The following is a 23,435-nucleotide window of genomic DNA, read 5'->3' on the forward strand; positions in this document are numbered from 1 at the left end:
CCGTAGGATGGACCGCATGGCGAAGACCGGTACGACGACCCAGGGGCTGCGCGCGGCGATCGAGCGCAGCGGCTACTACCCGGCCCTCGTGGCCGAGGCGGTGGAGGCCGCTGTCGGTGGCGAGCAGATCGCGTCGTACCTGGTGCACCAAGAAACCACCTTCGACGCCAACGAGGTGCGCCGCCATGTCACCGTCCTCGTCCTGACGGCCAACCGCTTCATCGTCAGCCACACCGACGAACAGGCTGCCGACTCCAGCTCCCCGACGCCGTACGCCACCACCTCGACCGAATCGGTCAAGCTCGGCCGGATCTCGTCGGTCGTGGTGAGCCGCGTCGTCGCGAACCCGGAGTCGTACACCCCCGGCACCCTGCCCCGCGAGGTCGTCCTCACCATTGGCTGGGGCGCCGTCTCCCGTATCGACCTGGAGCCCGCCGCCTGCGGCGACCCCAACTGCGAGGCGGACCACGGCTACACCGGCAACTCCACCGCGGACGACCTGAGCCTGCGCGTCAGCGAGGCCGGTGACGGCCCGGACGCGGTCCGGCAGACGCTTGCCTTCGCGCAGGCGCTCTCCGAAGCCACGGCAGCCACGCGCTGATGGCTCAGCCCGCAGTCTGGCCGGACGACCCCGTTCCGCTCGCCCTCGACACCGCGCCCGTCCCCGAGTACGGCACTGGATCGCTCGCCGATCTGCTCCCGACGCTCGCCGCGGGCCAGGGCGTACCGGGCCTGGCGCAGAGCATCCCCGAGCTGACCCCCGCCGACCGGAACTGCGTCTTCCTGATCGACGGCCTCGGCTGGGAACAGATCAAGAACCACCCTGACGAGGCCCCGTATCTCACCTCGCTGCTCGCCACCTCGCGCGGCGGCACGGGACTGCCCATAACCGCTGGTTTCCCCGCCACCACAGCCACCTCGCTGGCCTCCGTCGGGACCGGCCTGCCGCCCGGCGCACACGGCCTGCCCGGCTACACCGCGCGCAATCCGGAGACCGGCGAGCTGATGAACCAGCTGCGCTGGAAGCCCTGGACGGCCCCGAACGTCTGGCAGCCGTACCCCACGGTCTTCCAGCTCGCCGACGCAGCGGGTGTGCACACCGCACAGGTGACATCGCCGACCTTCCAGCACACCCCGCTCACCAAGATCGCACTCAGCGGCGGCAGCTTCCTCGGCCGGCTCTCCGGCGAGGAGCGAATGGACCTGGCGGCCGAGCAACTGGCCCTGGGGGACCGGTCGCTGGTCTACACGTACTACAGCGATGTGGACGGCAAGGGCCACCGCTTCGGCGTGGACTCCGACGCCTGGCGCGGCCAACTGATGTACGTCGACCGGCTGGTGCAGCGCCTCGCCGAGCAACTCCCGCCGCGCGCCGCCCTGTACGTCACCGCCGACCACGGAATGATCGACATCCCCTTCGACGAACAGTCGCGCATCGACTTCGACGAGGACTGGGAACTGCGCGCCGGGGTTGCGCTGCTGGGCGGCGAGGGCCGCGCCCGCCATGTCTACGCCGTGCCGGGTGCCGAGTCCGATGTGCTCACGGTCTGGCGCGAGGTGCTCGGCGAGCAGTTCTGGGTGGCGAGCCGGGACGAGGCGATCGCCGCGGGATGGTTCGGCGACCGGGTGGACGAGCGGGTGTACGCACGGATCGGTGATGTCGTCGCCGCGGCCTGCGACGATGTGGTGATCACCGCCTCCGTCAATGAGCCGCACGAGTCGGCGATGGTCGGGATGCACGGCTCCATGACCCCCGTCGAGCAGCTCGTCCCGCTCTTCGAAGTACGCTCGTAACCGCCTCCCTCACCCAGACCCGAAAGGTCCTCAACTCCCCATGCCCGAGCTGGTGTTCTTCTCCGGAACCATGGACTGCGGAAAGAGCACCCTCGCTCTTCAGATCGAGCACAACCGGTCCGCGCGCGGCCTCCAGGGCATGATCTTCACCCGTGACGACCGCGCCGGCGAGGGCAAGCTGTCCTCCCGGCTCGGCCTGGTCACCGACGCGGTCGAGGCCGCGGAGGGCTTCGACTTCTACGCGTATCTCGTCGCCCATCTCTCCAAGGGCGGCCGCTGCGACTACGTGATCGCCGACGAGGCGCAGTTCCTCGCGCCCGAGCAGATCGACCAGCTCGCCCGTGTCGTCGACGACCTCGACCTGGACGTCTTCGCCTTCGGCATCACCACCGACTTCCGCTCCAAGCTCTTCCCCGGCTCGCAGCGGCTCGTCGAGCTCGCCGACCGGGTCGAGGTACTGCAGGTCGAGGCGCTGTGCTGGTGCGGCGCGCGTGCCACGCACAACGCCCGTACCGTCGGCGGGATCATGGTCCTCGAGGGCGCGCAGGTCGTCGTGGGTGACGTCGACCAGTCGCCGGACGAGATCGGCTACGAGGTGCTCTGCCGACGCCACCACCGGCGGCGGATGACGGCCGCCACCGCCCGAGCGGCCGCCCTCTCCCCGGACGTTCTGCCCGTCGAGGTCAGCGAGAGGCCGTCCGTACGATCGTGAAGACCGCGCCCTCCGGGTCCGCGACGGTCGCGAGCCGGCCGCTGGAGCCGTCTCTCGGCGGCTGCAGCACCTGCCCGCCGAGCTCCACCACCTGGCGTGCCGCCAGTTCGGTGTCCTCGACCTCGAAGTGGGTCATCCAGTGTGAGCCCCTGCGCGGAAGGGCCTGGCCCACACCGTGGACAGCGGCGACCGGGCGTCCCGCCAGGTGCAGTGTCAGACAGTCGAAGTCGGCCGAGACGACTGCCTCCACTTCATAGCCGAAGACCGCCTCGTAGAACTTGCCGACGAACGAGGTCTCCGTGGTCACCAGCTCGTTCCAGACGGGCGTGCCATGCGTGCCGTACACCGCGGTGCCGCCGTGGGATGCCGTCTGCCAGATGCCGAAGACCGCGCCCGAGGGGTCGGTCGCGATGGCCATCCGGCCCGCGGGGCCCGCATCCAGCGGGCCGACACCGACCGTGCCGCCGCAGCTTCTGATCGTCTCGGCGGTCACATCCGCGTCGTCGGTCGCCAGATACGGCGTCCAGGCGATCGGCAGCTGCCGACTGGTCGGGATCCGGCCGATGCCCGCGACCTCTTTGCCGTCGATCAGCGCGCGGACGTACGGGCCCAGCTGCTCGGGACCGGGGGAGAACTCCCAGCCGAACAGCGCTCCGTAGAAATCCTGCGTCGCCTCAAGGCCGTGCACCATCAAGCTCACCCAGCAGGGTGTGCCGGGTGTGTGCCGAGTCGCCTCGGTCATCGTCACTCTCTCCTCGGACCATCGTGGTGGCCGTGCGGGGGGACCGGGTATGCCGTTGTGCGGAACTGTGCCCCGTGCAGATGCTTGCACCACAGAGCGTCCGGCGCGCCCCGGCCGCGCCGCATTTGGCGGGTTCCCGCTGGAGGATGCCCTTTTTGGCACGTCTCATCCGTTTCAGTGGCGTTACCGGTCGGCCAGTCACTGCGCGAGGATGGCTCACATGAACCCCATCATCTCCGCCACGGAACTGGCGAAGGAGCTCACCGGATCCCGCCGTCCGGTTCTTCTGGACGTCCGCTGGCAGCTCGGCGGCCCGCACGGGCGGCCTGCGTACGAGGCTGGACACATCCCCGGAGCGGTCTTCGTCGACCTGGATACGGAACTGGCCTCTCCGCCCGGTGCGGGAGGCCGTCACCCGCTGCCCGAGCCGGAGGCCTTCGGCGCGGTGATGCGTCGCGCCGGCGTATCACCCGGCTCGCCGGTGGTGGCGTACGACGGCGGCCAGGGCTGGGCGTCGGCCCGCGCCTGGTGGCTGCTGCGCTGGACGGGCCACCCGGATGTGCGGGTCCTGGACGGTGGCCTCGCCATGTGGACCGGGCCGCTGGAGACCGGGATCCCATCTCCCGAGGAGGGCACGTTCGCCCCGAAGCCGGGCGCGCTCCCACTGCTGGACGCGGACGCCGCCGCGGCGCAGGCCCGCTCCGGACTGCTGCTGGACGCGCGCGCGGCGGAGCGCTATCGCGGCGATGTGGAGCCGATCGACCGCATCGGCGGCCATATCCCGGGCGCGGTCTCGGCCCCGACCACGGAGAACGTGGACAAGCGCGGCCGCTTCCTGCCGGCGGAGGCCCTGGCTGCCCGCTTCTTCGAACTGGGGGCGTCCGAGGAGGCCAAGCCCGTCGGCGTCTACTGCGGCTCGGGCGTCTCCGGCGCACACGAGGCCCTGGCCCTGGAGATCGCGGGCTTCGAGCCGGCCCTGTACGCAGGCTCCTGGTCCGAGTGGTCCACGGACCCGACCCGCCCGGTGGCAACGGGCCCGCAGCCGGGCTGACGGTCTCGGCGGGGGGCGTGAGGCTGACCCGGGCGACCCAGGGACATCCCCGTACCCCTGCTTCGAGGGCGGGCGGGTCGGCGAGACCCCTGAGCACGCGTCAAAAAGGGTCCGGCACGAAGACCGTGCCGGACCCTCTGGGCAATGGGCCGTGCCCGCTAGTCCTGCTTTTTGCGGCGGGTGCCGAAGACGATCTCGTCCCAGCTCGGTACCGCCGCCCGGCGGCCCGGGCGGACGCCGTCCGCCTCCGCCTGGCGGTCGGTCGTGCCCGTCAGACGGTCTCGGTGACCGGCCACCGAACGCGGCATCAGCACATCCGCGTACGCCGACCCCGCACCAGCCGAGGCTGCAGGGGCCACCGGCTCCTCCGCCTCCGGCTCCTGGACCGGCTCGGTGGCCGGCGGCTCCGGTGGTGCCGGGCGCTCGGGGACGACCATGTCGCCGCGGAAACTTGGCACCGCCTCCAGCAGACTCGTCAGGGAGTCCCGCTCCCCGCCGCTCTCCTCCGGCTCGGCCGGAGCCGCCGACGCGGTCGGACGCTCCAGCTGACGGTCGAGGGCCCGGTCCAGCGGCCGGTCACGCGGCAGCCGTGCGATCCGCGGTACGAACGGAAAGCTCGGCTCCTGCGTCGCCGCGATCGTGTCGTCGGTCTCGCCGATCAGCGCACGCGCCTCGTCGTCGACGGCCTGGACGAGCCGCCGCGGCGGGTCGTACGTCCAGCTCGCCGAGTGCGGCTCGCCCGCCACCCGGTAGACCAACAACACCTCCCAGGTGCCGTCGTCGCGGCGCCAGGAGTCCCACAGCACGGTGTCCTTCTCGGCGCCGCGCAGCGTCAGCCGCTCCTGCACCGCCTCGCCGAGCTGCGGTCCGGTGTTCTCGCCGGGACGGCGTACGGGCGTCTTGCGGGCCCGCTCCGCCATGAAAGCGCGCTCCGCGAGCACGGGCCCCTCGAAGCGGCGCACCCGGTCGACCGGAATTCCGGCGAGCTGGGCGACCTCCTCCGCGGAGGCTCCGGCACGTATACGGGCCTGGATGTCTCGGGGCCGGAGATGGCTCTCCACCTCGATCTCGATCTGGCCGAGGCGGGCGCGGTCATTGCGTACGGCAGCGCGCAGCCGCTCATCAATCGGAAGCGTGTATTCCGTGCTGTCCGCAGCCTTGAGCACCAGTCGTGTGCCGTCGTTGGAGACGGCCACGACACGCAGTTCGGGCATGGGGACCTCCCGGGTGGTGCCTGCCGACGTCACGTGCGTCGCTGCTTCCGCTAGTCGAGTGTGGCCTGCCCGGGTGCAGCCTGCCACAACCTTGCCGAGTTGCCCGGCGTGTCGGGCACAGGCCCTGGATCGCCGTTATGGCACGGTTACCTGTTTGCGACTCTGAGTGATTGATCCGTCACTCTTCGCATCGGGTACCCGTGCGGTGCCGCGGCGCCGCCGGATCGAGCGCCGCTTTCGGCCCCCTACCTGGGGTCCCACCACCCGAGAGGGAGGCCGGGCCCAGGGCTCGCCACAGTACTCCATTCGGGCCACGGGGGTGGACCGCCGCGCCGCCGAACTTCTCCAGGAGTACGGGAGTTGGGCCTCCTGGGTATGCGTGACCAGGTGTTCTGCTTCACAGAATCTACCCAAAGGGAACTATTCGCTTCGCTCAAATGTCCCCACTGGGTGCACGGCGGGACAGATGGGCCATCAGGGACTGAAAGATGGATCAGAAGCAGGACGGCGCGTTAAAACGGAAGGAACCGAGCGAAGAGAATGAAGAGCACAAAAAGACCGAAGAGCGGGAACAGCGGCTGGATCTGAGCCTTCCGCAGGTCGCGGGCAGCGCGCTCGCGGCGATCGCGGCGACGGTGCTCTCCTCCAGACTCGGTGTGTACGGGACGATCATCGGCGCCGGAGTCGTCAGCGTCGTGGCCACCTGCGGCGGCCCGGTCTTTCAGCACTTCTTCCGTCGTACCGGCGAGCAGATACGCGAGGTCACGGTCCAGGCGAAGCCGAAGGGCCGTCAGGTCCCCGTGCCGCGCGGCGCTGCCAACGCCGCCACGGCCCGAGGACGTACGGACCCGGCTGATGAAACAGGTACCGCAGCGCGGTGACGCCGAGGCGACCCGAACGCTCCGGCACGTGACACCCAACGGGACACCCGGCGAAGCGGAGTTCAGCCGCGCCACCACCCACGGCACGCGCGTCCGCGGCCGGCGGCGCTCCGTCATCGCCGCCGCCGTCTTCGGCGTCGCCATGATCGGTATCACCGGGTACGGACTCGCCTCGGGCCCCGACCTCAGCGGCGGCAAGGGCACGACCCTGACGTCGGTCGTCCACGGCGGCGGCGAGAAGTCCGCACCGCCCAGCACCCCGTCATGGACGCCGAGTCACAGCGAGGACCAGAACCAGGAATCCGGCCCCCCAGCCCGACACCGGAGCCTGAGCCGGTACGACGACCGGACAGTGAACGGCCGTCAGTCGCCCAGCACCCGGCGGAGATAGTCGTTGCCGAACAGCCGCTCCGGATCCAGCCGGTCCCGCAGTGCCGTGAACTCACCGAACCGCGGATACACCTCGGCGAAGTACTCCGCGTCCCGCGTATGCACCTTGCCCCAGTGCGGCCGGCCGCCGTGCGCGGTCATGATCCGCTCCACCGCCGTGAAGTACGACTGGTACGGCGTGCCCCGGTAGAGGTGCACGGCGATGTATGCGCTCTCCCGGCCCGACGCCGTGGAGAGTGCGATGTCGTCCGCCGGTGCCGTACGCACCTCCACCGGGAAGCTCACACGCAGCGGCGAGCGCTCGATCATCGCCTTGACCTCGCGCAGCGCCCCGACCGCGGCCTCGCGCGGCAGCGCGTACTCCATCTCCACGAACCGCACCCGGCGCGGAGAGGTGAAAACCTTGTAGGGGATGTCCGTGTAGGTACGGGCGGAGAGGGCGCGGCTGGAGATCTTGGCGATCGCCGGAATCGTCCCGGGCACGGCCTGGCCGAGCGAACAGGCCAGCTGGAACAGGCCGTTGGAGAGCAGCTCGTCCTCGATCCAGCCGCTGATCCGTCCGGGCGGAGCGGCGGGACCCGCGCTGCGGTTGTTGCGCTTGGTGTTGCAGTTGCCGGTGTGCGGGAACCAGTAGAACTCGAAGTGCTCGTTCTCCGCGAAGAGCGCCTCGAAGTCGGCCGTGACCTTGTCGAAGGTCATCGGTTCCTCACGAGCCGTCAGCAGGAAGACCGGCTCCACGGAGAAGGTGATCGCGGCGACGACGCCCAGTGCGCCGAGCCCGATCCGGGCCGCCGCGAAGACCTCCGGATTCTCCTTCTCGGAGCAGGTCAGCAGCGAGCCGTCCGCCGTGACCAGCTCAAGTGCCTTGATCTGCGCGGCGATCGAGGCCGATTCGCGGCCTGTGCCGTGCGTGCCGGTCGAGGTCGCGCCCGCGACCGTCTGATCCATGATGTCGCCCATGTTCGTGAGCGACAGGCCCTCGCGGGCGAGGGCCGCGTTCAGCCGCTTGAGCGGGGTGCCCGCCTCGACGGTCACGGTCATCGCCGTACGGTCGATCTCCCGGATTCCGGTCAGCAGATCGGGCCGTATCAGCACTCCGTCGGTGGCGGCGGCAGCGGTGAAGGAGTGGCCCGTGCCGACGGCCTTCACCTTCAGGCCGTCCTCGGCCGCCTTGCGTACGACGTCGGCGAGTTCCTGGGTGGAGGCGGGCGAGACCTCCCGTACCGGCCGGGCGGTGACATTCCCCGCCCAGTTACGCCATGTGCTGCGCCCCGTCTTCGTAGTCCCGCTCACGCTGCCCCTCCCGCGTCGGCACCGGCTTGGCCAGCCGGCGGTACCCCAGGAACGCCACCAAGGCCGCGATCGCTCCCGACACGGCGGGCACCACATACCCCGCGTCCGCCCCGGACGCGTCGACCACCCAGCCTGCGGCCGACGAGCCGAGCGCCACACCGACCGCGAGCCCGGTACTGGTCCAGGTCATGCCCTCGGTCAGCTTGGTGCGCGGTACGTGCGCTTCGACGAGAGCCATCGTGGTCACCATCGTGGGTGCGATGGACAGGCCCGCGACAAAGAGCGCCACGGCCAGGAAGGGAAGGTTCCCGGCCAGTTGGAGGGGGATCATACTCACGGCCATCGCACACACTCCCACCAGCCACCTTCGGGAGGCCGGGCCCTTGAGGTGCAGCAGCCCGAAGACCGCGCCGGCGAGGCAGGAGCCGAGCGCGTACACCGCGAGGACCAGGCTCGCCGCGGCCTTGTGGCCCTGCTCGTCGGCGAAGGCGACCGTGACGACGTCGACCGCGCCGAAGATCGCGCCGGTGGCCACGAAGGTGGCCACCAGGACCTGCAGTCCGGGGGAGCGGAGGGCGGAGCCACCGGTGTGGTGCTCGCGCGGATGCGGCACAGGCTCGGTGGCGCGCTGAGCGGTCAGCCAGAAGACGCCGACAAGCAGGAACACGGCGGCGAGCAGCGGGCCCGCCTCCGGGAACCAGGCGGTGGAGAGCCCGATGGAGATGATCGGTCCGAAGATGAAGCAGACCTCATCGACGATCGACTCCCACGAGTACGCGGTGTGCAGCGCGCGCGGCGATCCCCGGTAGATCTCGGCCCAGCGGGCCCGGATCATCGAGCCCACGCTCGGCACACAGCCGGCGGCCGCGGCGAAGACGAACAGCGTCCAGTCCGGGGCCTTCTGCTGGGCGCAGATCAGCAGACCCGTGACCGCCGCCACCGAGACGAGCGTGGCCGGGCGCAGCACGCGCGCCTGACCGTGCCGGTCGACGAGCCGGGAGATCTGCGGACCGACCGCCGCGGCCGACATCGCAAGGGTCGCGGAGAGCGCGCCCGCAAGCCCGTAACGCCCCGTGAGCTGCGAAACCATCGTCACAATCCCGATGCCCATCATGGACAGCGGCATCCGCCCGAAGAAGCCCGCGGCGGAGAACCCCTTGCTGCCTGGGGCGGTGAAAATGGCGCGGTACGGACTGGGCAAGGGGTGCTCCGGTAAGGCGTACGAGTGGCGTTCACAGATTACGTCCGAACGGCAGCCCGGCGCACGGCGGTTTCCCCGCTGTCAGAGGCTGGTGGCAGGATCGGATCCATGTCCGATCAGCGCGATCCAGCCCCTTACGATGCCCTGCTGCTGCTCTCCTTCGGCGGCCCCGAGGGCCCGGACGACGTCGTCCCGTTCCTGGAGAACGTGACGCGCGGCCGCGGCATCCCCAAGGAACGGCTCAAGGAGGTGGGTCAGCACTACTTCCTGTTCGGCGGGGTCAGCCCCATCAACGACCAGAACCGCGCCCTGCTGGACGCCCTGCGCAAGGACTTCGCCGAACACGGCCTGGACCTGCCGGTGCACTGGGGCAACCGGAACTGGGCGCCGTATCTGACCGACACCCTGCGCGAGATGGTCGCGGACGGCCACCGGCGCATCGCCGTCCTCACCACCAGCGCGTACGCCTCGTACTCGGGCTGCCGGCAGTACCGCGAGAACCTCGCGGACGCGCTGGCCACGCTGGAGGCGGAAGGCCTTGAGCTGCCGCGCGTGGACAAGCTGCGGCATTACTTCAACCACCCCGGTTTTGTACGGCCCATGGTGGAAGGCGTCCTGGAGTCCCTCGCGGACCTCCCCGAGGAGGTGCGGGCAGGCGCCCGGCTGGCCTTCACCACCCACTCCATCCCGACGTCAGCCGCCGACGCATCGGGCCCGGTGGAGGAGCAGGGCGAGGGCGGTGCGTACGTACGGCAGCACTTGGACGTGGCCCGGCTGATCGCGGACGCCGTGCGCGAGGAGACGGGCGTCGAGCACCCCTGGGAGCTCGTCTACCAGTCGCGCAGCGGCGCCCCGCACATCCCCTGGCTGGAGCCGGACATCTGCGAGCACCTGGAGGAACTGCACGCCGCGGGCGCACCTGCCGTGGTGATGGTGCCCATCGGCTTCGTCTCGGACCATATGGAGGTCCTGTACGACCTCGACACGGAGGCCACCGCCAAGGCCGCCGAGCTGGGGCTGCCCGTGCGGCGATCGTCGACGGTGGGCGCCGACCCCCGCTTCGCGGCGGCCGTACGGGACCTCGTCCTGGAGCGTGCGGCTACCGAACGGGGCGTGCGCGCCGAACGGTGCGCGCGGGGAAGCCTCGGACCCTCCCACGACCTCTGTCCGGTCGGCTGCTGTCCGGCCCGGACGCCGAAGCCCGCGGCCGCCGGTGCCGACAGCCCGTACGCGTAAGGAAGACCTGTGACCGCTCCTCTCCTGTCCGAACTCCTCGACCTCGCCCTGGAGGCCGCCCGCCGGGCCGGGGAGCTGCTGCGCGACGGCCGCCCCGCCGACCTGGGCGTCGCCGCGACCAAGTCCAGCCCCATCGACGTCGTCACCGAGATGGACATCGCGGCGGAGAAGCTGATCACCGGGTTCCTGAGCGAGCGCCGCCCGGACGACGGGTTCCTCGGCGAGGAAGGTGCCTCCACCACCGGCACCAGCGGCGTCCGCTGGGTCATCGATCCGCTCGACGGCACGGTCAACTATCTCTACGGGCTGCCGACCTGGGCGGTCTCCATAGGTGCCGAGCGCGACGGCGAGACGGTCGTCGGGGTCGTTGAGGCGCCGATGCGCCGGGAGACCTACCGCGCGGTGCTCGGCGGCGGCGCGTACGCCAACGACAAGCCAGTCCGCTGCCGTCCGGCGCCCCCGCTGGACCAGGCCCTGGTCTCCACCGGCTTCAACTACGTCACGACCGTACGCACCCACCAGGCGGAGGTCGCCCAGCGGCTCATCCCGCGGCTGCGTGACATCCGCCGCAGCGGCTCCGCGGCCGTCGACCTCTGCGATGTCGCCGCGGGCCGCCTGGACGGCTACTACGAGCGCGGCCTCAACCCCTGGGACCTGTCGGCGGGCGACCTGATCGCGCGCGAGGCGGGGGCGCTGACCGGTGGCCGCCCCGGCGACACGGCGAACGGCGATCTGGCGATCGCGGCGAGCCCTGGCGTATTCGAGCCGCTGCAGGCCCTGCTGGAGGAGTTCGGCGCCTGGCACGACTAGATCAGCCCGGCATCACGACGGGATCAACCCCGCATCCGGCACAAAAGGGCCCCGACGCCGTCCAGCGGCGTCGGGGCCCTCTCGTATCGGTTGGGTACGGTCCGCGCTAGGCGGCGCTGAGCTGCACGCCGTGCTCCGCCGCCAGGCGATGCAGGTCGTCCAGCTCTGCCTGCTCGACATCCGCGAGGAAGTCGTCGCCCGTCTCTCGAGCCAGCGTGAGGTCGGTCTCGGCAGCCTTTATGCGCTGCAGCAATCCTGTGGTGAATGCGTCCATGGTGCGCCCCCTCGTCGTGGGTCGGTGGCACGGGGGTGTGCCGACGGTGGGTGGATCAACCCTGGAACAGGTCGTGGTATGCCGCAAACAGGGCGTGATCTCGGGGTGTGCAGTCGTCCTCCCCCAGCCTTCCCTCAGAGAAACCTCAACTGGTCGCAGAATCCGGTGAATTCCTGGGGCGGGTGGTCCGGGCACTCCGCCTTACAGCCGGTTTACGCGCGTAACGGGCAGGATGGAAGCGCACAGCCAGTGCTCACACACCTGCCCTGATCACGCTTGACGGGCACAGAGGAAGGACAGCGACGTGCGCGTACTCGTCGTCGAGGACGAGCAGCTGCTCGCCGATGCGGTGGCCACCGGACTGCGCCGGGAGGCCATGGCCGTCGACGTCGTGTACGACGGCGCTGCCGCTCTGGAGCGTATCGGGGTCAACGACTACGACGTGGTCGTGCTGGACCGTGACCTTCCGCTGGTTCACGGCGACGATGTGTGCCGCAAGATCGTCGAGTTGGGCATGCCCACCCGGGTGCTGATGCTGACCGCCTCCGGAGACGTCAGCGACCGCGTCGAGGGCCTCGAGCTCGGCGCGGACGACTACCTCCCCAAGCCCTTCGCCTTCAGCGAGCTCACCGCCCGGGTGCGGGCGCTCGGCCGCCGTACGACCGTGCCGCTGCCGCCCGTCCTGGAGCGCGCCGGCATCAAGCTCGACCCCAACCGCCGTGAGGTCTTCCGCGACGGCAAGGAGATCCAGCTCGCGCCCAAGGAGTTCGCGGTGCTGGAGGTGCTGATGCGCAGCGAGGGCGCGGTCGTGTCGGCCGAGCAGCTCCTCGAGAAGGCCTGGGACGAGAACACCGACCCGTTCACCAATGTTGTCCGTGTGACGGTGATGACCCTGCGCCGCAAGCTCGGCGAACCGCCAGTGATCGTCACCGTGCCCGGCTCCGGCTACCGGATCTGACCCCATGGCCACTGCCCCGGCGCCACCGCAGGCGCCTCCGAAGCCGACGTGGGATCCGCGCGATCCCGTACGCCCCTGGCTGCGTCCGACGATCCGGATACGGCTGACCCTGCTGTACGGCGGCATGTTCCTGATCGCGGGCATCCTGCTGCTCTCGATCATCTATCTGCTCGCCGCGCAGGCCATCCACCAGGGCAGTGAGCTGGCGCTGAGGGTCACAGGTGTGAACGTGACCCTCGACAGCCCCACCTGCCCGGACCTCAACGGCGTGATCAACAACGATCAGCTCAACACGGCGCTCAAGACCTGCATGTCCGTGCAGCGCCAGCACGCCCTGGACGACCTCCTGCGCCGCTCGCTCTTCGCACTGCTCGGCCTCAGCATCATCGCCTTCGCCTTCGGTTACGCGATGGCGGGACGCGTCCTCTCGCCGCTCGGCAAGATCACCCGCACCGCCCGTCAGGTGGCCGGCTCCGACCTCTCGCGGCGGATCGAGCTGGACGGCCCCGACGACGAGCTCAAGGAGCTCGCGGACACCTTCGACGAGATGCTGGACCGGCTGGAGCGGGCCTTCACCGCGCAGCAGCGGTTCGTGGCGAACGCCTCGCACGAGCTCCGTACGCCCCTCGCGATCAACCGCACGCTGCTGGAGGTCCATCTCTCCGACCCCGGCGTGCCCGCGGAGCTCCAGCAGCTCGGCAAGACGCTCCTGACCACCAACGAGCGCAGCGAGCAGCTGGTCGAGGGCCTGCTGCTGCTCGCGCGCAGCGACAACCAGATCGTCGAGCGCAAACCGGTGGACCTCGCCGAGGTCGCCACGCGTGCCGTGGACCAGACCCGGGCCGAGGCCGAGGCGAACGGCGTGGAGATCCGCGGGGAGCGTGCGCCCGTCGTCGTACAGGGCAATGGCGTCCTGTTGGAGCGGATCGCCCTGAACCTGGTGCAGAACGGCGTGCGCTACAACATCCCGGAAGGCGGGTGGGTGGATGTCACTACCGAGGTCCGGCAGGGCCAGGCGGTCCTGGTGGTCTCGAACACGGGGCCGGTGGTTCCCGCATACGAGATCGACAATCTCTTCGAGCCCTTCCGGCGCCTGCGGCAGGAGCGGACCGGCAGCGACAAGGGTGTCGGCCTGGGGCTTTCGATCGCCCGCTCGGTAGCCCGCGCCCACGGAGGCCGTATCATCGCGGAGCCTCGTGAGGGCGGTGGCCTCGTGATGCGTGTCACCCTCCCGGTCTGAGATGCTGATCGACGCGAATCGTTTCTCTCGCTTCGTTCGCTTTACGCGGAATTTTCGGGACCCGTGCCCGAGAGGTCCGTGTGGGGTCGATCACAGAGGCGAATTTCAGGCCACCTACTCTCCGTGATCAAGACTCCTACCGGAAAGCCGGGAAAAGTCCGGGTTTCCGGGGGGTGGGATCACGGGAAGTACACGGGGTGGCGCCCGTGAAGTGCGACATTCGGACCGTGTACGGTCCCGATCGCCACCCAACCCCAGCACTCTTGAGGGGTCCGGTTGGGTGTCGATTGAGTAACAGACCTTGATGTGAGGCAAAATCTCCGCCTCAGGTCGGGCACAAGTCCGGCCTCTCACGCGTTACGTGCGCTGAGACACCGCAGACACCCAGAGGGGGAGAGGCACACATGGCAACGGACTACGACACCCCACGCAAGACCGATGACGACGTCGACTCGGACAGCCTTGAGGAACTGAAGGCCCGCCGGAACGACAAGACGACCTCGGCCGTCGACGTCGACGAGTTCGAGCAGGCTGAAGGCCTGGAGCTGCCCGGAGCGGACCTCTCCAACGAGGAACTGTCCGTCCGCGTGCTGCCCCGGCAGGCCGACGAGTTCACCTGCATGAGCTGCTTCCTCGTGCACCACCGCAGCCAGCTGGCGCGCGAGAAGAACGGTCAGCCGATCTGCCGCGACTGCGACTGAGGTCCGGCCGGCCGTGGCAGGCGAAACACCGTCCAGGAAGCGGCGCTTCCGGCGTCAGAAGCCGCCGGAGGCGCTCCAGGGCGGTACGGGCCCGGCAGAAAGCGCCACGGCGTCTGCCGAGCACTCGGCCGCTCTGCTGCCCGACGGTGCAGGAGACGACGAGGGGCGGGGCCTGACAGCCTCGCTCGAACCACCCGGTGCCGCGGATCAGGCGGGGCCCCCGAGCAGGGCCCCACGCCTGGCCACGGTCAGGAACGGCGTCCGGAAGAGCGGCGAGAGCGCCAAGGCGGCGCTCGCTTACGTCGCCGACCGGCTCATCGAGAACGCACCACGCATTGCGGTGCGCGATCTCGCGACGCTGCGCAAGCAGTTCCCCGGCCTCGCTCCCGAGCAGCTTGCCGACAAGCTGGTCGCGGGCGCGGCGAACGCCACCTCCACGGTGGGTGCGGGCATCGGCGCGGCCGCGATGCTGCCCGTACCACCCGCGATGCCGGCCGAGCTGGCAACCGAGATCGTCGGCGTCGCCGCGATCGAGCTCAAACTCATCGCCGAGCTCCACGAGGTCTACGGGATACGGCCGCCCGGCACCCTCATGGAGCGCAGCACCGCGTATCTGACCTCCTGGTCGGAGGAGCGCGGGATCCAGGTGACCAAACCCTCGACGATCAACGCCGCACTCGGCGGTCAGCTCAGGCGTGAGCTGCGGCAGCAGATCATGAAGCGCACGGTCCGCAATCTGCCGAACCTCATGCCGTTCATGGTCGGCGCGGCCGTCGGCGCAGTGATGAACCGCCGGGACACCAGAAAGCTGGCGAACCGGATCCGCAAGGACTTGAGAAGTCGGCAGATCCCGTGGGACGCGCTGCCCGCGCTGCCGCCGCTGGAACAGCCCAAGAACCCCCTTGAGACGGTGTACATCCCGAGAGAGCTCGGGCGCTGACAGGGGTCCTCAGTCAGACCGGGTGAACGGCCGCGAGAGCGGCAGCCAGCGCCTTCGGGTCCCGGGTCGACAGATACAGGTACGGCGTCGGGTCGTCCGGGTCCGTGACCTCCACCCGCAGGGCGGTCGGCACATAGCTGCGCAGCAGCATGAACGCCCGTGTATCGGCCTTGTACGAGCGCCAGGCGCGCGCTTCCTCCGCGTCCAGCGCCTCGGTCTCGCCGAGCGCCGACAGCGGGATCCGCGCGTCGCCCGCGACCAGTGAGTCGGCCACCACACGGATACGGACCGAGCCGTACGAACTCACCACGACCGCCGCGACCGCGGTGGCGGCGATCAGACCTCCGAGCAGCGCCAGAGGGCCGAGCGGCAGCAGGATGAGGCCGCCCGCGACACCCACGAGCGCGGTGATGAGCCACCACGAACGGGGCGCGGTGAGTCGTTCTTCGTAGTGCGGGGCGGAAGGCTGCATGAAACCAAGCTTGGCACGGTGCGACCTGCGGGTACCCGCGCGGGTAAGGTCTGCGCCTGTGAGTACTGCGAAATCCCGGGGGGCGGCCCCCGGACCCTCGGCCCGCGCCGCGGCGCTGACCCCGCCGGCCGATGCCATACCGCCGGTACGGCACCCCGACGCCCCGGCCCCAGGTGAGCTCCTCGGCTCGCACTACGAGCACTGCTTCGGCTGCGGCGAGGGCCAGTCCCACGGGCTGCACCTCGCGGCACGCGCAGGCGAAGGTGTACGTATCACCGCCGAGTTCACCGTCAAGCCCGCCCACCAGGGCGCACCCGGCCTGGCGCACGGCGGCGTCCTCGCCACGGCCCTGGACGAGACCCTCGGCTCGCTGAACTGGCTGCTGCGGGTGATCGCGGTGACCGGCCGGCTCGAGACCGATTTCGTACGGCCCGTGCCCGTGGACACCGTGCTGCATCTGCAGGCCGAGGTGACCGCGGTCGCCGGCCGCAAGATCTACTCCACCGCCGTGGGCCGGATCGGCGGCCCCGACGGGCCCGTCGCCGTCCGTGCCGACGCACTCTTCGTCGAGGTCAAGGTCGACCACTTCATCGACAACGGCCGCCCGGAGGAGATCCAGGCAGCCATGGCCGACCCCGACCGGATCAGGCGCGCCCGCGCCTTTGAGGTGAACCCCTGATGCGTAACCCTGTCGATGTCCTGATCCGCCGAGTCGACCCGGAAGTGCCGCTGCCGACGTATGCGCACGCCGGCGACGCCGGAGCCGATCTGGTCACCTGTGAGGCCGCCGAACTCGCACCGGGCGAGCGGACGGTGTTGCCCACCGGAGTGTCCATCGCCCTCCCCGACGGGTACGCCGCCTTCGTGCACCCCCGCTCCGGTCTCGCAGCCCGCTGCGGAGTAGCCCTCGTGAATGCCCCGGGGACGGTGGATGCCGGGTACCGTGGGGAGATCAAGGTGATCGTGGTCAATCTCGACCCGCGCGAGAGTGTGCGGTTCGATCGGTTCGACCGGATTGCCCAACTGGTCGTCCAGCAGGTCGAGAAGGTGCGCTTCCACGAGGTGGCGGAGCTTCCCGGCTCGGCGCGGGCCGAGGGGGGCTTCGGGTCCACCGGCGGTCATGCCGCTGTGGACGGCTCAACGGGTGGGAATCGATACGCTTCGGTCGTATCCGACCGGGAAGGACAGTGACGTGTTCGGACGTCGCAAGAAGAGTGGTTCCGCCGAGGACACGGCGGACGCAGCGGGCGAGGCCGAGCAGGTCGTCGACGAGCGCGACACGGAGTACGCCGACGAGGAAGGCGCGCCCCGCCGGGTGAACCTTCCGCCGGCGCCCCGGCCCGACGGCCCCTGGGACGTCTCCGAGGTATCCAAGCCCGGCGAGGGCCGGGTCGACCTGGGCGGTCTTTTTGTGCCCGGGGTCGACGGCATGGAGCTGCGCGTCGAGGTCGCGGGTGACGCGATTGTCGCCGCCACCGTCGTACTGCGCGACAGCGCCGTACAGCTGCAGGCCTTCGCAGCGCCCAAGAAGGAAGGCATCTGGAGCGAGGTCCGCGAGGAGATCGCCTCCGGCATCACCCAGCAGGGCGGCATCATCGACGAGGTCGAGGGCCCGCTGGGCTGGGAGCTGCGGGCCCAGGTGCCCGTACAGCTGCCGGACGGCACCGGCGGCGTGCAGCTGGTGCGCTTCATCGGCGTCGACGGGCCGCGGTGGTTCCTGCGCGGAGTGATCTCCGGGCAGGGCGCGGTGCAGCCGGAGGCCGCCGGGCTGCTGGAGCAGATCTTCCGGGACACCGTTGTCGTACGTGGCGAGGGGCCGATGGCGCCGCGCGACCCGATCGTCCTCAAGTTGCCGGAAGACGCCCAGATGGTGCCCGAGGGCGTCCAGCAGGAGGAGCAGGAAGGCTCGCGCTTCTCCGGAGGCATGGGGCAGTTGCAGCGCGGACCTGAGATCACCGAGGTGCGCTGACGCGTCGACCTGAAATCGACTCGGCCGGTGGGCCGTATTCCCTCGACGGGGGTACGGCCCACCGGCCTTTTTGCAGGTCAGCGCCGGTCCGACGCCGATTCCGTAGGCCACCGGTGACGTCTCCACACGCTGCTGCTCGACAAGACCGGCACCCTCACCCTCGGCAACCGGCAGGCCGAGTTCTTACCCGTCAAGGGCACGACGGAGGCCGAGCTGGCGGATGCCGCGCAGCTCTCCTCCCTCGCCGACGAGACCCCGGAGGGACGCTCCATCGTCGTCCTGGCGAAGGAGAAGTACGGCCTGCGCGAGCGCCACCAGGGCGAGCTCGAGGGCGCCGACTGGGGCACCTTCACCGCCCAGACCCGTATGTCCGGCGTCGACCTCGTCGAGAACGGAACGGGCCGAAAGGTCCGCAAGGGGGCGGCCGGTTCGGTCATCACCTGGGTCACCGAGCACGGTGGCAGCGTGGCCGAGGACGCCGACGTCAGCGCCAACAAGATCTCGCAAGCGGGCGGCACGCCGCTGCTGGTCGCGGTCGAGGACGCTGACGGTGCCCGCGTGCTGGGTGTCATTCACCTGAAGGACGTCGTCAAGGAGGGCATGCGGGAGCGGTTCGACGAGCTGCGCCGTATGGGCATCAAGACGGTCATGATCACGGGTGACAACCCGCTGACTGCGAAGACGATCAGATGAGGCCGGGGTGGACAACTTCCGCCGGGGACCGGCATCAGAATCGCGTCAATACGCGGCTGCGGCCCGTCCCCGGCCCGATTTTTCCGAATCTCCGGCCGTAAGGTCGACGCAGCGTACACAGCTGTTCCTGAAAGACAATGAGGCCATGGGACGCGGCAAGCTACGGATATATCTCGGCGCGGCGCCGGGCGTCGGCAAGACGTACGCGATGCTGTCCGAAGCGCACCGCCGTGTGGAGCGTGGCACCGACTGCGTCGTCGCCTTCGTGGAGCACCACGGACGCTCCCGCACTGAAGTGATGCTGCACGGCCTGGAGCAGACCCAGCGCCGCGAGATCGAGTACCGCGGCACCGTCTTCACCGAGATGGACGTCGACGCGGTCCTCGAACGGCATCCCACCGTCGCCCTCGTCGACGAACTCGCGCACACCAACATCCCCGGCTCCCGCAACACCAAGCGCTGGCAGGACGTCGAGGAACTGCTCGCGGCCGGCATCGACGTCATCTCCACCGTCAACATCCAGCATCTCGAGTCCCTCGGCGACGTCGTCGAGTCGATCACCGGTGTACGCCAGCGGGAGACCGTCCCCGACGAGGTGGTCCGCCGGGCGGACCAGATCGAGTTGGTCGACATGTCGCCACAGGCGCTGCGCCGCCGGATGGCTCACGGCAACATCTACACGTCGGACAAGGTCGACGCGGCACTCTCCAACTACTTCCGCCCCGGGAACCTCACCGCACTGCGTGAGCTCGCCCTGCTCTGGGTCGCCGACCGGGTCGACGAATATCTCCAGCAGTACCGCGGTGAGCACGACATACGCTCCACCTGGCAGGCCCGCGAGCGCATCGTCGTCGGCCTCACCGGCGGGCCCGAGGGCCGCACGCTCATCCGCCGCGCGTCCCGGATGGCCGCCAAGGGCTCCGGCAGCGAGATCCTCGCCGTCTACATCGCCCGCAGCGACGGACTGACCTCCGCCTCGCCCAAGGAGCTGGCCGTCCAACGGACCCTCGTCGAGGATCTCGGCGGCACCTTCCACCACGTCATCGGCGACGACGTCCCGTCCTCGCTGCTGGAGTTCGCGCGCGGAGTCAACGCCACCCAGATAGTGCTCGGCTCCAGCCGCCGCAAGACCTGGCAGTACATCTTCGGCCCCGGCGTCGGCGCGACCGTCGCCCGCGACTCCGGCCCCGACCTCGACGTACACATCGTCACTCACGACGAGGCCGGCAAGGGCCGCGGACTGCCCGTGGCCCGCGGCGCACGCCTCGGCCGCTCCCGGATCATCGCCGGCTGGCTGGTCGGCGTCGTCGGTCCTGTCCTGCTCTCGCTGGTACTGGCCGGCCTCAACGACAGTCTGGGACTCGCCAACGACGTCCTGGTCTTCCTCTTCCTGACCGTGGTGTCGGCGCTGCTCGGCGGACTGCTGCCGGCGCTGACCTCGGCCGCCGTCGGCTCACTGCTGCTGAACTATTACTTCACCCCGCCCACCCACACCCTGACGATCAGCGACCCGAAGAACATCGTTGCCATCGTGATCTTCTTCGCGGTGGCCGTCGCGGTCGCGTCCGTCGTGGATCTGGCCGCCCGACGCACCCACCAGGCCGCCAGACTGCGAGCCGAGTCGGAGATCCTCTCCTTCCTGGCAGGCAGCGTGCTGCGCGGGGAGACCACGCTGGACGCCCTGCTGGAGAGGGTCCGCGAGACCTTCGCCATGGAGTCCGTGGCACTGCTGGAGCGGGAGAGCGACGTCGCCCCCTGGACCTGCGCGGGCAGCGTCGGCCCCAGTTCCGTCGTACGTCCCGAGGACGCGGACGTGGACATGCCGGTCGGCGCCCATATGGCGCTGGCCCTCTCCGGCCGCGTACTGCCCGCCGAGGACCGCCGGGTGCTGGCGGCCTTCGCGGCCCAGGCCGCGGTCGTACTGGACCGGCAGCGGCTGGTGGGGCAGGCGGAGGAGGCCCGCCGGCTGGCCGAGGGCAACCGCATCCGTACGGCGCTGCTCGCCGCCGTCAGCCACGATCTGCGGACCCCGCTGGCCGCCATCAAGGCCGCCGTCTCCTCGCTCAGGTCCGACGACGTCGCCTGGTCCGACGAGGACGAGGCGGAACTGCTCGAAGCCATCGAGGACGGCGCCGACCGGCTCGACCATCTGGTCGGCAACCTCCTCGACATGTCCCGGCTGCAGACCGGCACCGTCGCCCCGCTGATCCGGGTGACCGACCTCGACGAGGTCGTCCCGATGGCGCTCGTCGGAGTGCCCGTGGAGAGCGTCGAGCTGGACATTCCGGAGACGCTGCCGATGGTGGCCGTCGACCGGGGACTGCTGGAGCGGTCCGTCGCCAACATCGTCGAGAACGCCGTCAAGTACAGCCCTGACGCCACACCCGTCACCGTTTCCGCGAGCGCGCTCGGCGACCGCGTCGAGGTGCGGGTCGCGGACCGTGGCCCCGGCGTTCCCGATGACGCGAAGGACCGGATTTTCGAGCCGTTCCAGCGTTACGGTGACGCTCCACGCGGCGCCGGAGTGGGTCTCGGTCTCGCGGTCGCGCGCGGCTTCGTCGATGCCATGGGCGGCACGCTCATCGCCGAGGACACCCCCGGCGGTGGCATGACCATGGTCCTCACCCTCAGGGCGGCGCCCGGGATCGCTCCGGTCAGCTCCGACCTTCCCGCCCAGGTCACCTCATGACCGGGACGGCAACGCAGCGACAGACGACATCGCAGAAAGAAACGGCAGCGCGGCGACAGACGGCAGCGCAGCCACAACACCGCAGAAAGGCAGGCCGGCGAAAATGACCCGGGTGCTCGTGGTCGACGACGAGCCGCAGATCGTACGTGCCCTCGTGATCAATCTGAAGGCGCGCAAGTACGAGGTGGACGCGGCCCCCGACGGTGCGACCGCGCTCCAGCTCGCCGCGGCCCGTCATCCCGACGTCGTCGTCCTCGACCTCGGTCTGCCCGACATGGACGGCGTCGAGGTGATCAAGGGCCTGCGCGGCTGGACTCGCGTCCCGATCCTGGTGCTCTCCGCCCGCCACACCTCCGACGAGAAGGTCGAGGCGCTGGACGCCGGCGCCGACGACTACGTCACCAAGCCCTTCGGCATGGACGAGCTGCTGGCCCGGCTGCGCGCCGCGGTCCGCCGGGCCGAGCCGGTCGGGGGCGGTGACGACGATCTCGTGATCGTCGAGACGGAGGGCTTCACCGTCGACCTCGCGGCGAAGAAGGTGCACCGGGACGGCCGCGATGTCCGGCTGACCCCGACCGAGTGGCATCTGCTGGAAGTCCTTGTACGCAACACGGGCCGGCTGGTCAGCCAGAAGCAGCTGCTCCAGGAGGTCTGGGGCCCCTCGTACGGCACGGAGACCAACTATCTGCGGGTCTACATGGCCCAGCTGCGCCGCAAGCTCGAAGCCGATCCCTCGCACCCCAAGCACTTCGTCACCGAGCCGGGCATGGGATACCGCTTCGAGCGTTGATCCGGCACACAGGCCGTGGCCGGTAGGCTTTCTGTATGAGTGCCGTACCCCGTTCCGAGAAGGCCGAGAGGCCGGCGAAGCCCGCCGGCCGGTTCCGCCGCATGCTCGACCGGCTGTCCACCTCCCAGGAGGACCTCGAGTCGGAGGAGCTGCAGGAGGACGCGCAGGCATCGGGGTGTACCCGCATCGCCGAATGCAACGACCGCCAGATAGTCCGGGTGACTGGTACCTTGCGCACGGTCACCCTGCGTCCGCGGGCCGGAGTGCCCGCGCTGGAGGCGGAGCTCTTCGACGGCACGGCCCCGCTGGACGTCGTCTGGCTCGGCCGCCGTTCCATAGTGGGCATAGAGCCGGGCCGGAAGCTCATCGCCTCGGGCCGGATCTCCATGAACCACGGCCGCCGGGTGCTGTTCAACCCCAAATACGAACTCCGACCGCTCGGACAGGAGTAGCCGGTGACGTCTTTCGACAAGCCGACCACCACCACGACGAACGACCAGCAGGACAGCGACGCGAAAGCCGTCACGGAGGCCGCACTGTTCGAGGCCTTCGGCGGCGTACGCGGCATGGTGGAGACGGTCCTCCCCGGGCTGCTCTTCGTCACGATCTTCACGGTCAACAAGGATCTCCACATCTCGGCCATCGCGGCCCTGACGGTCTCCCTGCTGCTCGTCGCGGTCCGGCTGATCCGCAGGGACACCCTCAAGCACGCCTTCAGCGGGGTCTTCGGAGTGGCCTTCGGTGTCGTCTTCGCGATGATGACCGGCAATGCGAAGGACTTCTATCTGCCGGGCATGATCTACACGCTCGGCCTGGCGGTGGCGTACATCGCGACGACGATCGCGGGCGTCCCGCTGATCGGCCTGATCCTCGGCCCGGTCTTCAAGGAGAACCTCTCCTGGCGGACCCGTAACCCCGGCCGCAAGAAGGCGTACGCCAAGGCCAGCTGGGCCTGGGGCCTGATCCTGCTCGCCAAGTGCGCGATCCTCTTCCCGCTCTACTGGTGGGCCGACACCGCTCAGCTCGGCTGGGTTCTGGTGGCGCTGAAGATCCCACCATTCCTGCTCGCGGTGTACCTGACCTGGGTCTTCCTGGCCAAGGCGCCGCCGCCGATCGACGTCTTCGCGGAGATGGAGGCGGAGGAGCGCGCCGAGAAGGAGCGCCGGCACACCGCGGAGCGGTTCGGCGAGGCGATGGAGCCCCTGGTCGACGAGGCGGCGCAGCGCCTCGCGGACGGCGCCGATTCCCGGCGCATCACCGAGGGTCCGGCCAAGCACCGCAAGCCCTAGCTGTATTGCCCTGTGAGGTTAGGGACGCGGCTGGCGGGTGGTTGGCCTTTCAGCGCGGTGTGTCCGCGGTGGTGATTGTAGGTGTGAAGCCAGTGC

Annotated in this window: 25 protein-coding genes and 2 pseudogenes; 20 read left to right on the forward strand and 7 right to left on the reverse strand. The window is 69.9% G+C overall.

The genetic code is table 11. The features are described from left to right. Nucleotides 1-16 precede the first annotated feature (16 nt). Genes ACFYXH_RS38090 through ACFYXH_RS38100 form a run of 3 tightly spaced genes read left to right on the forward strand, consistent with a single transcriptional unit; the run spans nucleotide 17 to nucleotide 2,506 of the window. Complete coding sequence (locus ACFYXH_RS38090) at nucleotides 17-601, forward strand: DUF5998 family protein (protein ID WP_327326517.1); 585 nt, start codon at nucleotides 17-19, stop codon at nucleotides 599-601. Then, nucleotides 601-1,794, forward strand: coding sequence for an alkaline phosphatase family protein (locus ACFYXH_RS38095; protein WP_389573247.1), 1,194 nt, complete (start codon nucleotides 601-603; stop codon nucleotides 1,792-1,794). The genes ACFYXH_RS38090 and ACFYXH_RS38095 overlap by 1 nt, the downstream gene beginning before the upstream one ends. A gap of 40 nt (nucleotides 1,795-1,834) precedes the next feature. Then, entirely contained in the window at nucleotides 1,835-2,506 is a 672-nt protein-coding gene (locus tag ACFYXH_RS38100) for a thymidine kinase (protein ID WP_327326519.1), read from the forward strand. On the opposite strand, the gene ACFYXH_RS38105 is transcribed toward ACFYXH_RS38100, so the two are convergent. Continuing rightward, on the reverse strand, nucleotides 2,478-3,248 hold the full coding sequence (locus ACFYXH_RS38105; protein ID WP_389573251.1) for a VOC family protein: 771 nt from the start codon (nucleotides 3,246-3,248) through the stop codon (nucleotides 2,478-2,480). The genes ACFYXH_RS38100 and ACFYXH_RS38105 overlap by 29 nt on opposite strands. A gap of 220 nt (nucleotides 3,249-3,468) precedes the next feature. Between ACFYXH_RS38105 and ACFYXH_RS38110 the strand changes: the two genes are divergently transcribed. After that, nucleotides 3,469-4,299 carry a sulfurtransferase gene (locus ACFYXH_RS38110; RefSeq protein WP_389573254.1) on the forward strand — a complete coding sequence of 277 codons (831 nt, stop codon included), beginning with the start codon at nucleotides 3,469-3,471 and terminating at the stop codon, nucleotides 4,297-4,299. Between the two features lie 158 nt (nucleotides 4,300-4,457). Here ACFYXH_RS38110 and sepH read toward each other — a convergent pair whose 3' ends face one another. Then, complete coding sequence (gene sepH / locus ACFYXH_RS38115) at nucleotides 4,458-5,513, reverse strand: septation protein SepH (protein ID WP_327326522.1); 1,056 nt, start codon at nucleotides 5,511-5,513, stop codon at nucleotides 4,458-4,460. Between the two features lie 488 nt (nucleotides 5,514-6,001). On the opposite strand from sepH, the gene ACFYXH_RS38120 reads away from it, so the two are divergent. Then, nucleotides 6,002-6,394, forward strand: coding sequence for a hypothetical protein (locus tag ACFYXH_RS38120; RefSeq protein WP_389573257.1), 393 nt, complete (start codon nucleotides 6,002-6,004; stop codon nucleotides 6,392-6,394). A gap of 28 nt (nucleotides 6,395-6,422) precedes the next feature. Next, the gene (locus ACFYXH_RS38125; RefSeq protein WP_389573260.1) at nucleotides 6,423-6,785 is read left to right on the forward strand and encodes a hypothetical protein; all 363 of its coding nucleotides are present in this window, start codon (nucleotides 6,423-6,425) and stop codon (nucleotides 6,783-6,785) included. Here ACFYXH_RS38125 and ACFYXH_RS38130 read toward each other — a convergent pair. Both ACFYXH_RS38130 and ACFYXH_RS38135 read right to left on the reverse strand, forming a co-directional pair. Further along, complete coding sequence (locus ACFYXH_RS38130) at nucleotides 6,758-8,077, reverse strand: D-arabinono-1,4-lactone oxidase (protein WP_389573263.1); 1,320 nt, start codon at nucleotides 8,075-8,077, stop codon at nucleotides 6,758-6,760. The two genes, ACFYXH_RS38125 and ACFYXH_RS38130, sit on opposite strands and share 28 nt — an antisense overlap. After that, nucleotides 8,037-9,278, reverse strand: a complete 1,242-nt coding sequence (locus ACFYXH_RS38135; protein ID WP_389573266.1) for an MFS transporter — start codon at nucleotides 9,276-9,278, stop codon at nucleotides 8,037-8,039. The genes ACFYXH_RS38130 and ACFYXH_RS38135 overlap by 41 nt, the downstream gene beginning before the upstream one ends. Before the next feature lie 108 nt (nucleotides 9,279-9,386). Here ACFYXH_RS38135 and ACFYXH_RS38140 point away from each other — a divergent pair, with 108 nt between their 5' ends. Then, complete coding sequence (locus tag ACFYXH_RS38140) at nucleotides 9,387-10,514, forward strand: ferrochelatase (protein ID WP_389573269.1); 1,128 nt, start codon at nucleotides 9,387-9,389, stop codon at nucleotides 10,512-10,514. 9 nt (nucleotides 10,515-10,523) lie between these two features. Continuing rightward, complete coding sequence (locus ACFYXH_RS38145) at nucleotides 10,524-11,324, forward strand: inositol monophosphatase family protein (protein WP_389573272.1); 801 nt, start codon at nucleotides 10,524-10,526, stop codon at nucleotides 11,322-11,324. A 106-nt stretch (nucleotides 11,325-11,430) separates the two neighbouring features. Here ACFYXH_RS38145 and ACFYXH_RS38150 read toward each other — a convergent pair whose 3' ends face one another. Next, on the reverse strand, nucleotides 11,431-11,598 hold the full coding sequence (locus ACFYXH_RS38150; protein WP_327326527.1) for a hypothetical protein: 168 nt from the start codon (nucleotides 11,596-11,598) through the stop codon (nucleotides 11,431-11,433). Nucleotides 11,599-11,902: 304 nt separating this feature from the next. Here ACFYXH_RS38150 and ACFYXH_RS38155 point away from each other — a divergent pair, with 304 nt between their 5' ends. The 4 genes from ACFYXH_RS38155 (at nucleotide 11,903) to ACFYXH_RS38170 (ending at nucleotide 15,437) form a co-directional block, all read left to right on the forward strand. Further along, a complete protein-coding gene (locus ACFYXH_RS38155) occupies nucleotides 11,903-12,556 on the forward strand; it encodes a response regulator transcription factor (protein ID WP_142213241.1) in 654 nt (217 codons plus the stop codon). Nucleotides 12,557-12,560: 4 nt separating this feature from the next. Beyond that, entirely contained in the window at nucleotides 12,561-13,796 is a 1,236-nt protein-coding gene (locus tag ACFYXH_RS38160; protein WP_389573275.1) for a sensor histidine kinase, read from the forward strand. Nucleotides 13,797-14,200: 404 nt separating this feature from the next. Then, complete coding sequence (locus ACFYXH_RS38165) at nucleotides 14,201-14,497, forward strand: DUF4193 domain-containing protein (protein WP_108153055.1); 297 nt, start codon at nucleotides 14,201-14,203, stop codon at nucleotides 14,495-14,497. Nucleotides 14,498-14,510: 13 nt separating this feature from the next. Beyond that, nucleotides 14,511-15,437: a hypothetical protein gene (locus ACFYXH_RS38170; RefSeq protein ID WP_389573279.1), complete on the forward strand. Its 927-nt coding sequence runs from the start codon at nucleotides 14,511-14,513 to the stop codon at nucleotides 15,435-15,437. A gap of 13 nt (nucleotides 15,438-15,450) precedes the next feature. Here the strand turns inward: ACFYXH_RS38170 and ACFYXH_RS38175 are convergent, their stop codons facing one another. Then, complete coding sequence (locus ACFYXH_RS38175) at nucleotides 15,451-15,909, reverse strand: DUF3093 domain-containing protein (RefSeq protein WP_389573282.1); 459 nt, start codon at nucleotides 15,907-15,909, stop codon at nucleotides 15,451-15,453. Between the two features lie 58 nt (nucleotides 15,910-15,967). Here ACFYXH_RS38175 and ACFYXH_RS38180 point away from each other — a divergent pair, with 58 nt between their 5' ends. The 8 genes and pseudogenes from ACFYXH_RS38180 (at nucleotide 15,968) to ACFYXH_RS38215 (ending at nucleotide 23,339) form a co-directional block, all read left to right on the forward strand. Next, a complete protein-coding gene (locus ACFYXH_RS38180; RefSeq protein WP_385303733.1) occupies nucleotides 15,968-16,588 on the forward strand; it encodes a PaaI family thioesterase in 621 nt (206 codons plus the stop codon). After that, a complete protein-coding gene (gene dut, locus ACFYXH_RS38185; protein ID WP_362688769.1) occupies nucleotides 16,588-17,100 on the forward strand; it encodes a dUTP diphosphatase in 513 nt (170 codons plus the stop codon). The genes ACFYXH_RS38180 and dut overlap by 1 nt, the downstream gene beginning before the upstream one ends. A gap of 1 nt (nucleotide 17,101) precedes the next feature. After that, on the forward strand, nucleotides 17,102-17,878 hold the full coding sequence (locus tag ACFYXH_RS38190; RefSeq protein ID WP_389573287.1) for a DUF3710 domain-containing protein: 777 nt from the start codon (nucleotides 17,102-17,104) through the stop codon (nucleotides 17,876-17,878). Nucleotides 17,879-17,984: 106 nt separating this feature from the next. After that, nucleotides 17,985-18,590 (forward strand): annotated as a pseudogene (locus ACFYXH_RS38195) (HAD family hydrolase); the annotation flags it as partial. Between the two features lie 126 nt (nucleotides 18,591-18,716). Continuing rightward, nucleotides 18,717-21,260 (forward strand): DUF4118 domain-containing protein, encoded by a 2,544-nt coding sequence (locus tag ACFYXH_RS38200; protein WP_389573305.1) that lies wholly within the window; start codon nucleotides 18,717-18,719, stop codon nucleotides 21,258-21,260. 103 nt (nucleotides 21,261-21,363) lie between these two features. Beyond that, on the forward strand, nucleotides 21,364-22,050 hold the full coding sequence (locus tag ACFYXH_RS38205; protein WP_389573290.1) for a response regulator: 687 nt from the start codon (nucleotides 21,364-21,366) through the stop codon (nucleotides 22,048-22,050). Between the two features lie 35 nt (nucleotides 22,051-22,085). Beyond that, nucleotides 22,086-22,502 carry an OB-fold nucleic acid binding domain-containing protein gene (locus ACFYXH_RS38210; protein ID WP_327326539.1) on the forward strand — a complete coding sequence of 139 codons (417 nt, stop codon included), beginning with the start codon at nucleotides 22,086-22,088 and terminating at the stop codon, nucleotides 22,500-22,502. Nucleotides 22,503-22,505: 3 nt separating this feature from the next. Beyond that, nucleotides 22,506-23,339, forward strand: coding sequence for a DUF3159 domain-containing protein (locus ACFYXH_RS38215; protein WP_389573294.1), 834 nt, complete (start codon nucleotides 22,506-22,508; stop codon nucleotides 23,337-23,339). On the opposite strand, the pseudogene ACFYXH_RS38220 reads toward ACFYXH_RS38215, so the two are convergent. After that, a pseudogene (locus ACFYXH_RS38220) lies at nucleotides 23,336-23,435 on the reverse strand (IS481 family transposase); the annotation flags it as partial. The gene ACFYXH_RS38215 and the pseudogene ACFYXH_RS38220 sit on opposite strands and share 4 nt — an antisense overlap.

It is taken from the genome of Streptomyces sp. NPDC002730, from assembly GCF_042888805.1.
Classification (GTDB): Bacteria; Actinomycetota; Actinomycetes; order Streptomycetales; family Streptomycetaceae; genus Streptomyces.

What these genes read in the sequence shown, in the direction of transcription:
- ACFYXH_RS38090 (WP_327326517.1), top strand. Translation starts at nt 17, where the DNA reads ATGGCGAAGACCGGTACGACGACCCAGGGGCTGCGCGCGGCGATCGAG.
- ACFYXH_RS38095 (WP_389573247.1), top strand. Translation starts at nt 601, where the DNA reads ATGGCTCAGCCCGCAGTCTGGCCGGACGACCCCGTTCCGCTCGCCCTC.
- ACFYXH_RS38100 (WP_327326519.1), top strand. Translation starts at nt 1,835, where the DNA reads ATGCCCGAGCTGGTGTTCTTCTCCGGAACCATGGACTGCGGAAAGAGC.
- ACFYXH_RS38105 (WP_389573251.1), bottom strand. Translation starts at nt 3,248, where the DNA reads ATGACCGAGGCGACTCGGCACACACCCGGCACACCCTGCTGGGTGAGC.
- ACFYXH_RS38110 (WP_389573254.1), top strand. Translation starts at nt 3,469, where the DNA reads ATGAACCCCATCATCTCCGCCACGGAACTGGCGAAGGAGCTCACCGGA.
- sepH (WP_327326522.1), bottom strand. Translation starts at nt 5,513, where the DNA reads ATGCCCGAACTGCGTGTCGTGGCCGTCTCCAACGACGGCACACGACTG.
- ACFYXH_RS38120 (WP_389573257.1), top strand. Translation starts at nt 6,002, where the DNA reads ATGGATCAGAAGCAGGACGGCGCGTTAAAACGGAAGGAACCGAGCGAA.
- ACFYXH_RS38140 (WP_389573269.1), top strand. Translation starts at nt 9,387, where the DNA reads ATGTCCGATCAGCGCGATCCAGCCCCTTACGATGCCCTGCTGCTGCTC.
- ACFYXH_RS38150 (WP_327326527.1), bottom strand. Translation starts at nt 11,598, where the DNA reads ATGGACGCATTCACCACAGGATTGCTGCAGCGCATAAAGGCTGCCGAG.
- ACFYXH_RS38160 (WP_389573275.1), top strand. Translation starts at nt 12,561, where the DNA reads ATGGCCACTGCCCCGGCGCCACCGCAGGCGCCTCCGAAGCCGACGTGG.
- ACFYXH_RS38165 (WP_108153055.1), top strand. Translation starts at nt 14,201, where the DNA reads ATGGCAACGGACTACGACACCCCACGCAAGACCGATGACGACGTCGAC.
- ACFYXH_RS38175 (WP_389573282.1), bottom strand. Translation starts at nt 15,909, where the DNA reads ATGCAGCCTTCCGCCCCGCACTACGAAGAACGACTCACCGCGCCCCGT.
- dut (WP_362688769.1), top strand. Translation starts at nt 16,588, where the DNA reads ATGCGTAACCCTGTCGATGTCCTGATCCGCCGAGTCGACCCGGAAGTG.
- ACFYXH_RS38200 (WP_389573305.1), top strand. Translation starts at nt 18,717, where the DNA reads ATGGGACGCGGCAAGCTACGGATATATCTCGGCGCGGCGCCGGGCGTC.
- ACFYXH_RS38205 (WP_389573290.1), top strand. Translation starts at nt 21,364, where the DNA reads ATGACCCGGGTGCTCGTGGTCGACGACGAGCCGCAGATCGTACGTGCC.
- ACFYXH_RS38210 (WP_327326539.1), top strand. Translation starts at nt 22,086, where the DNA reads ATGAGTGCCGTACCCCGTTCCGAGAAGGCCGAGAGGCCGGCGAAGCCC.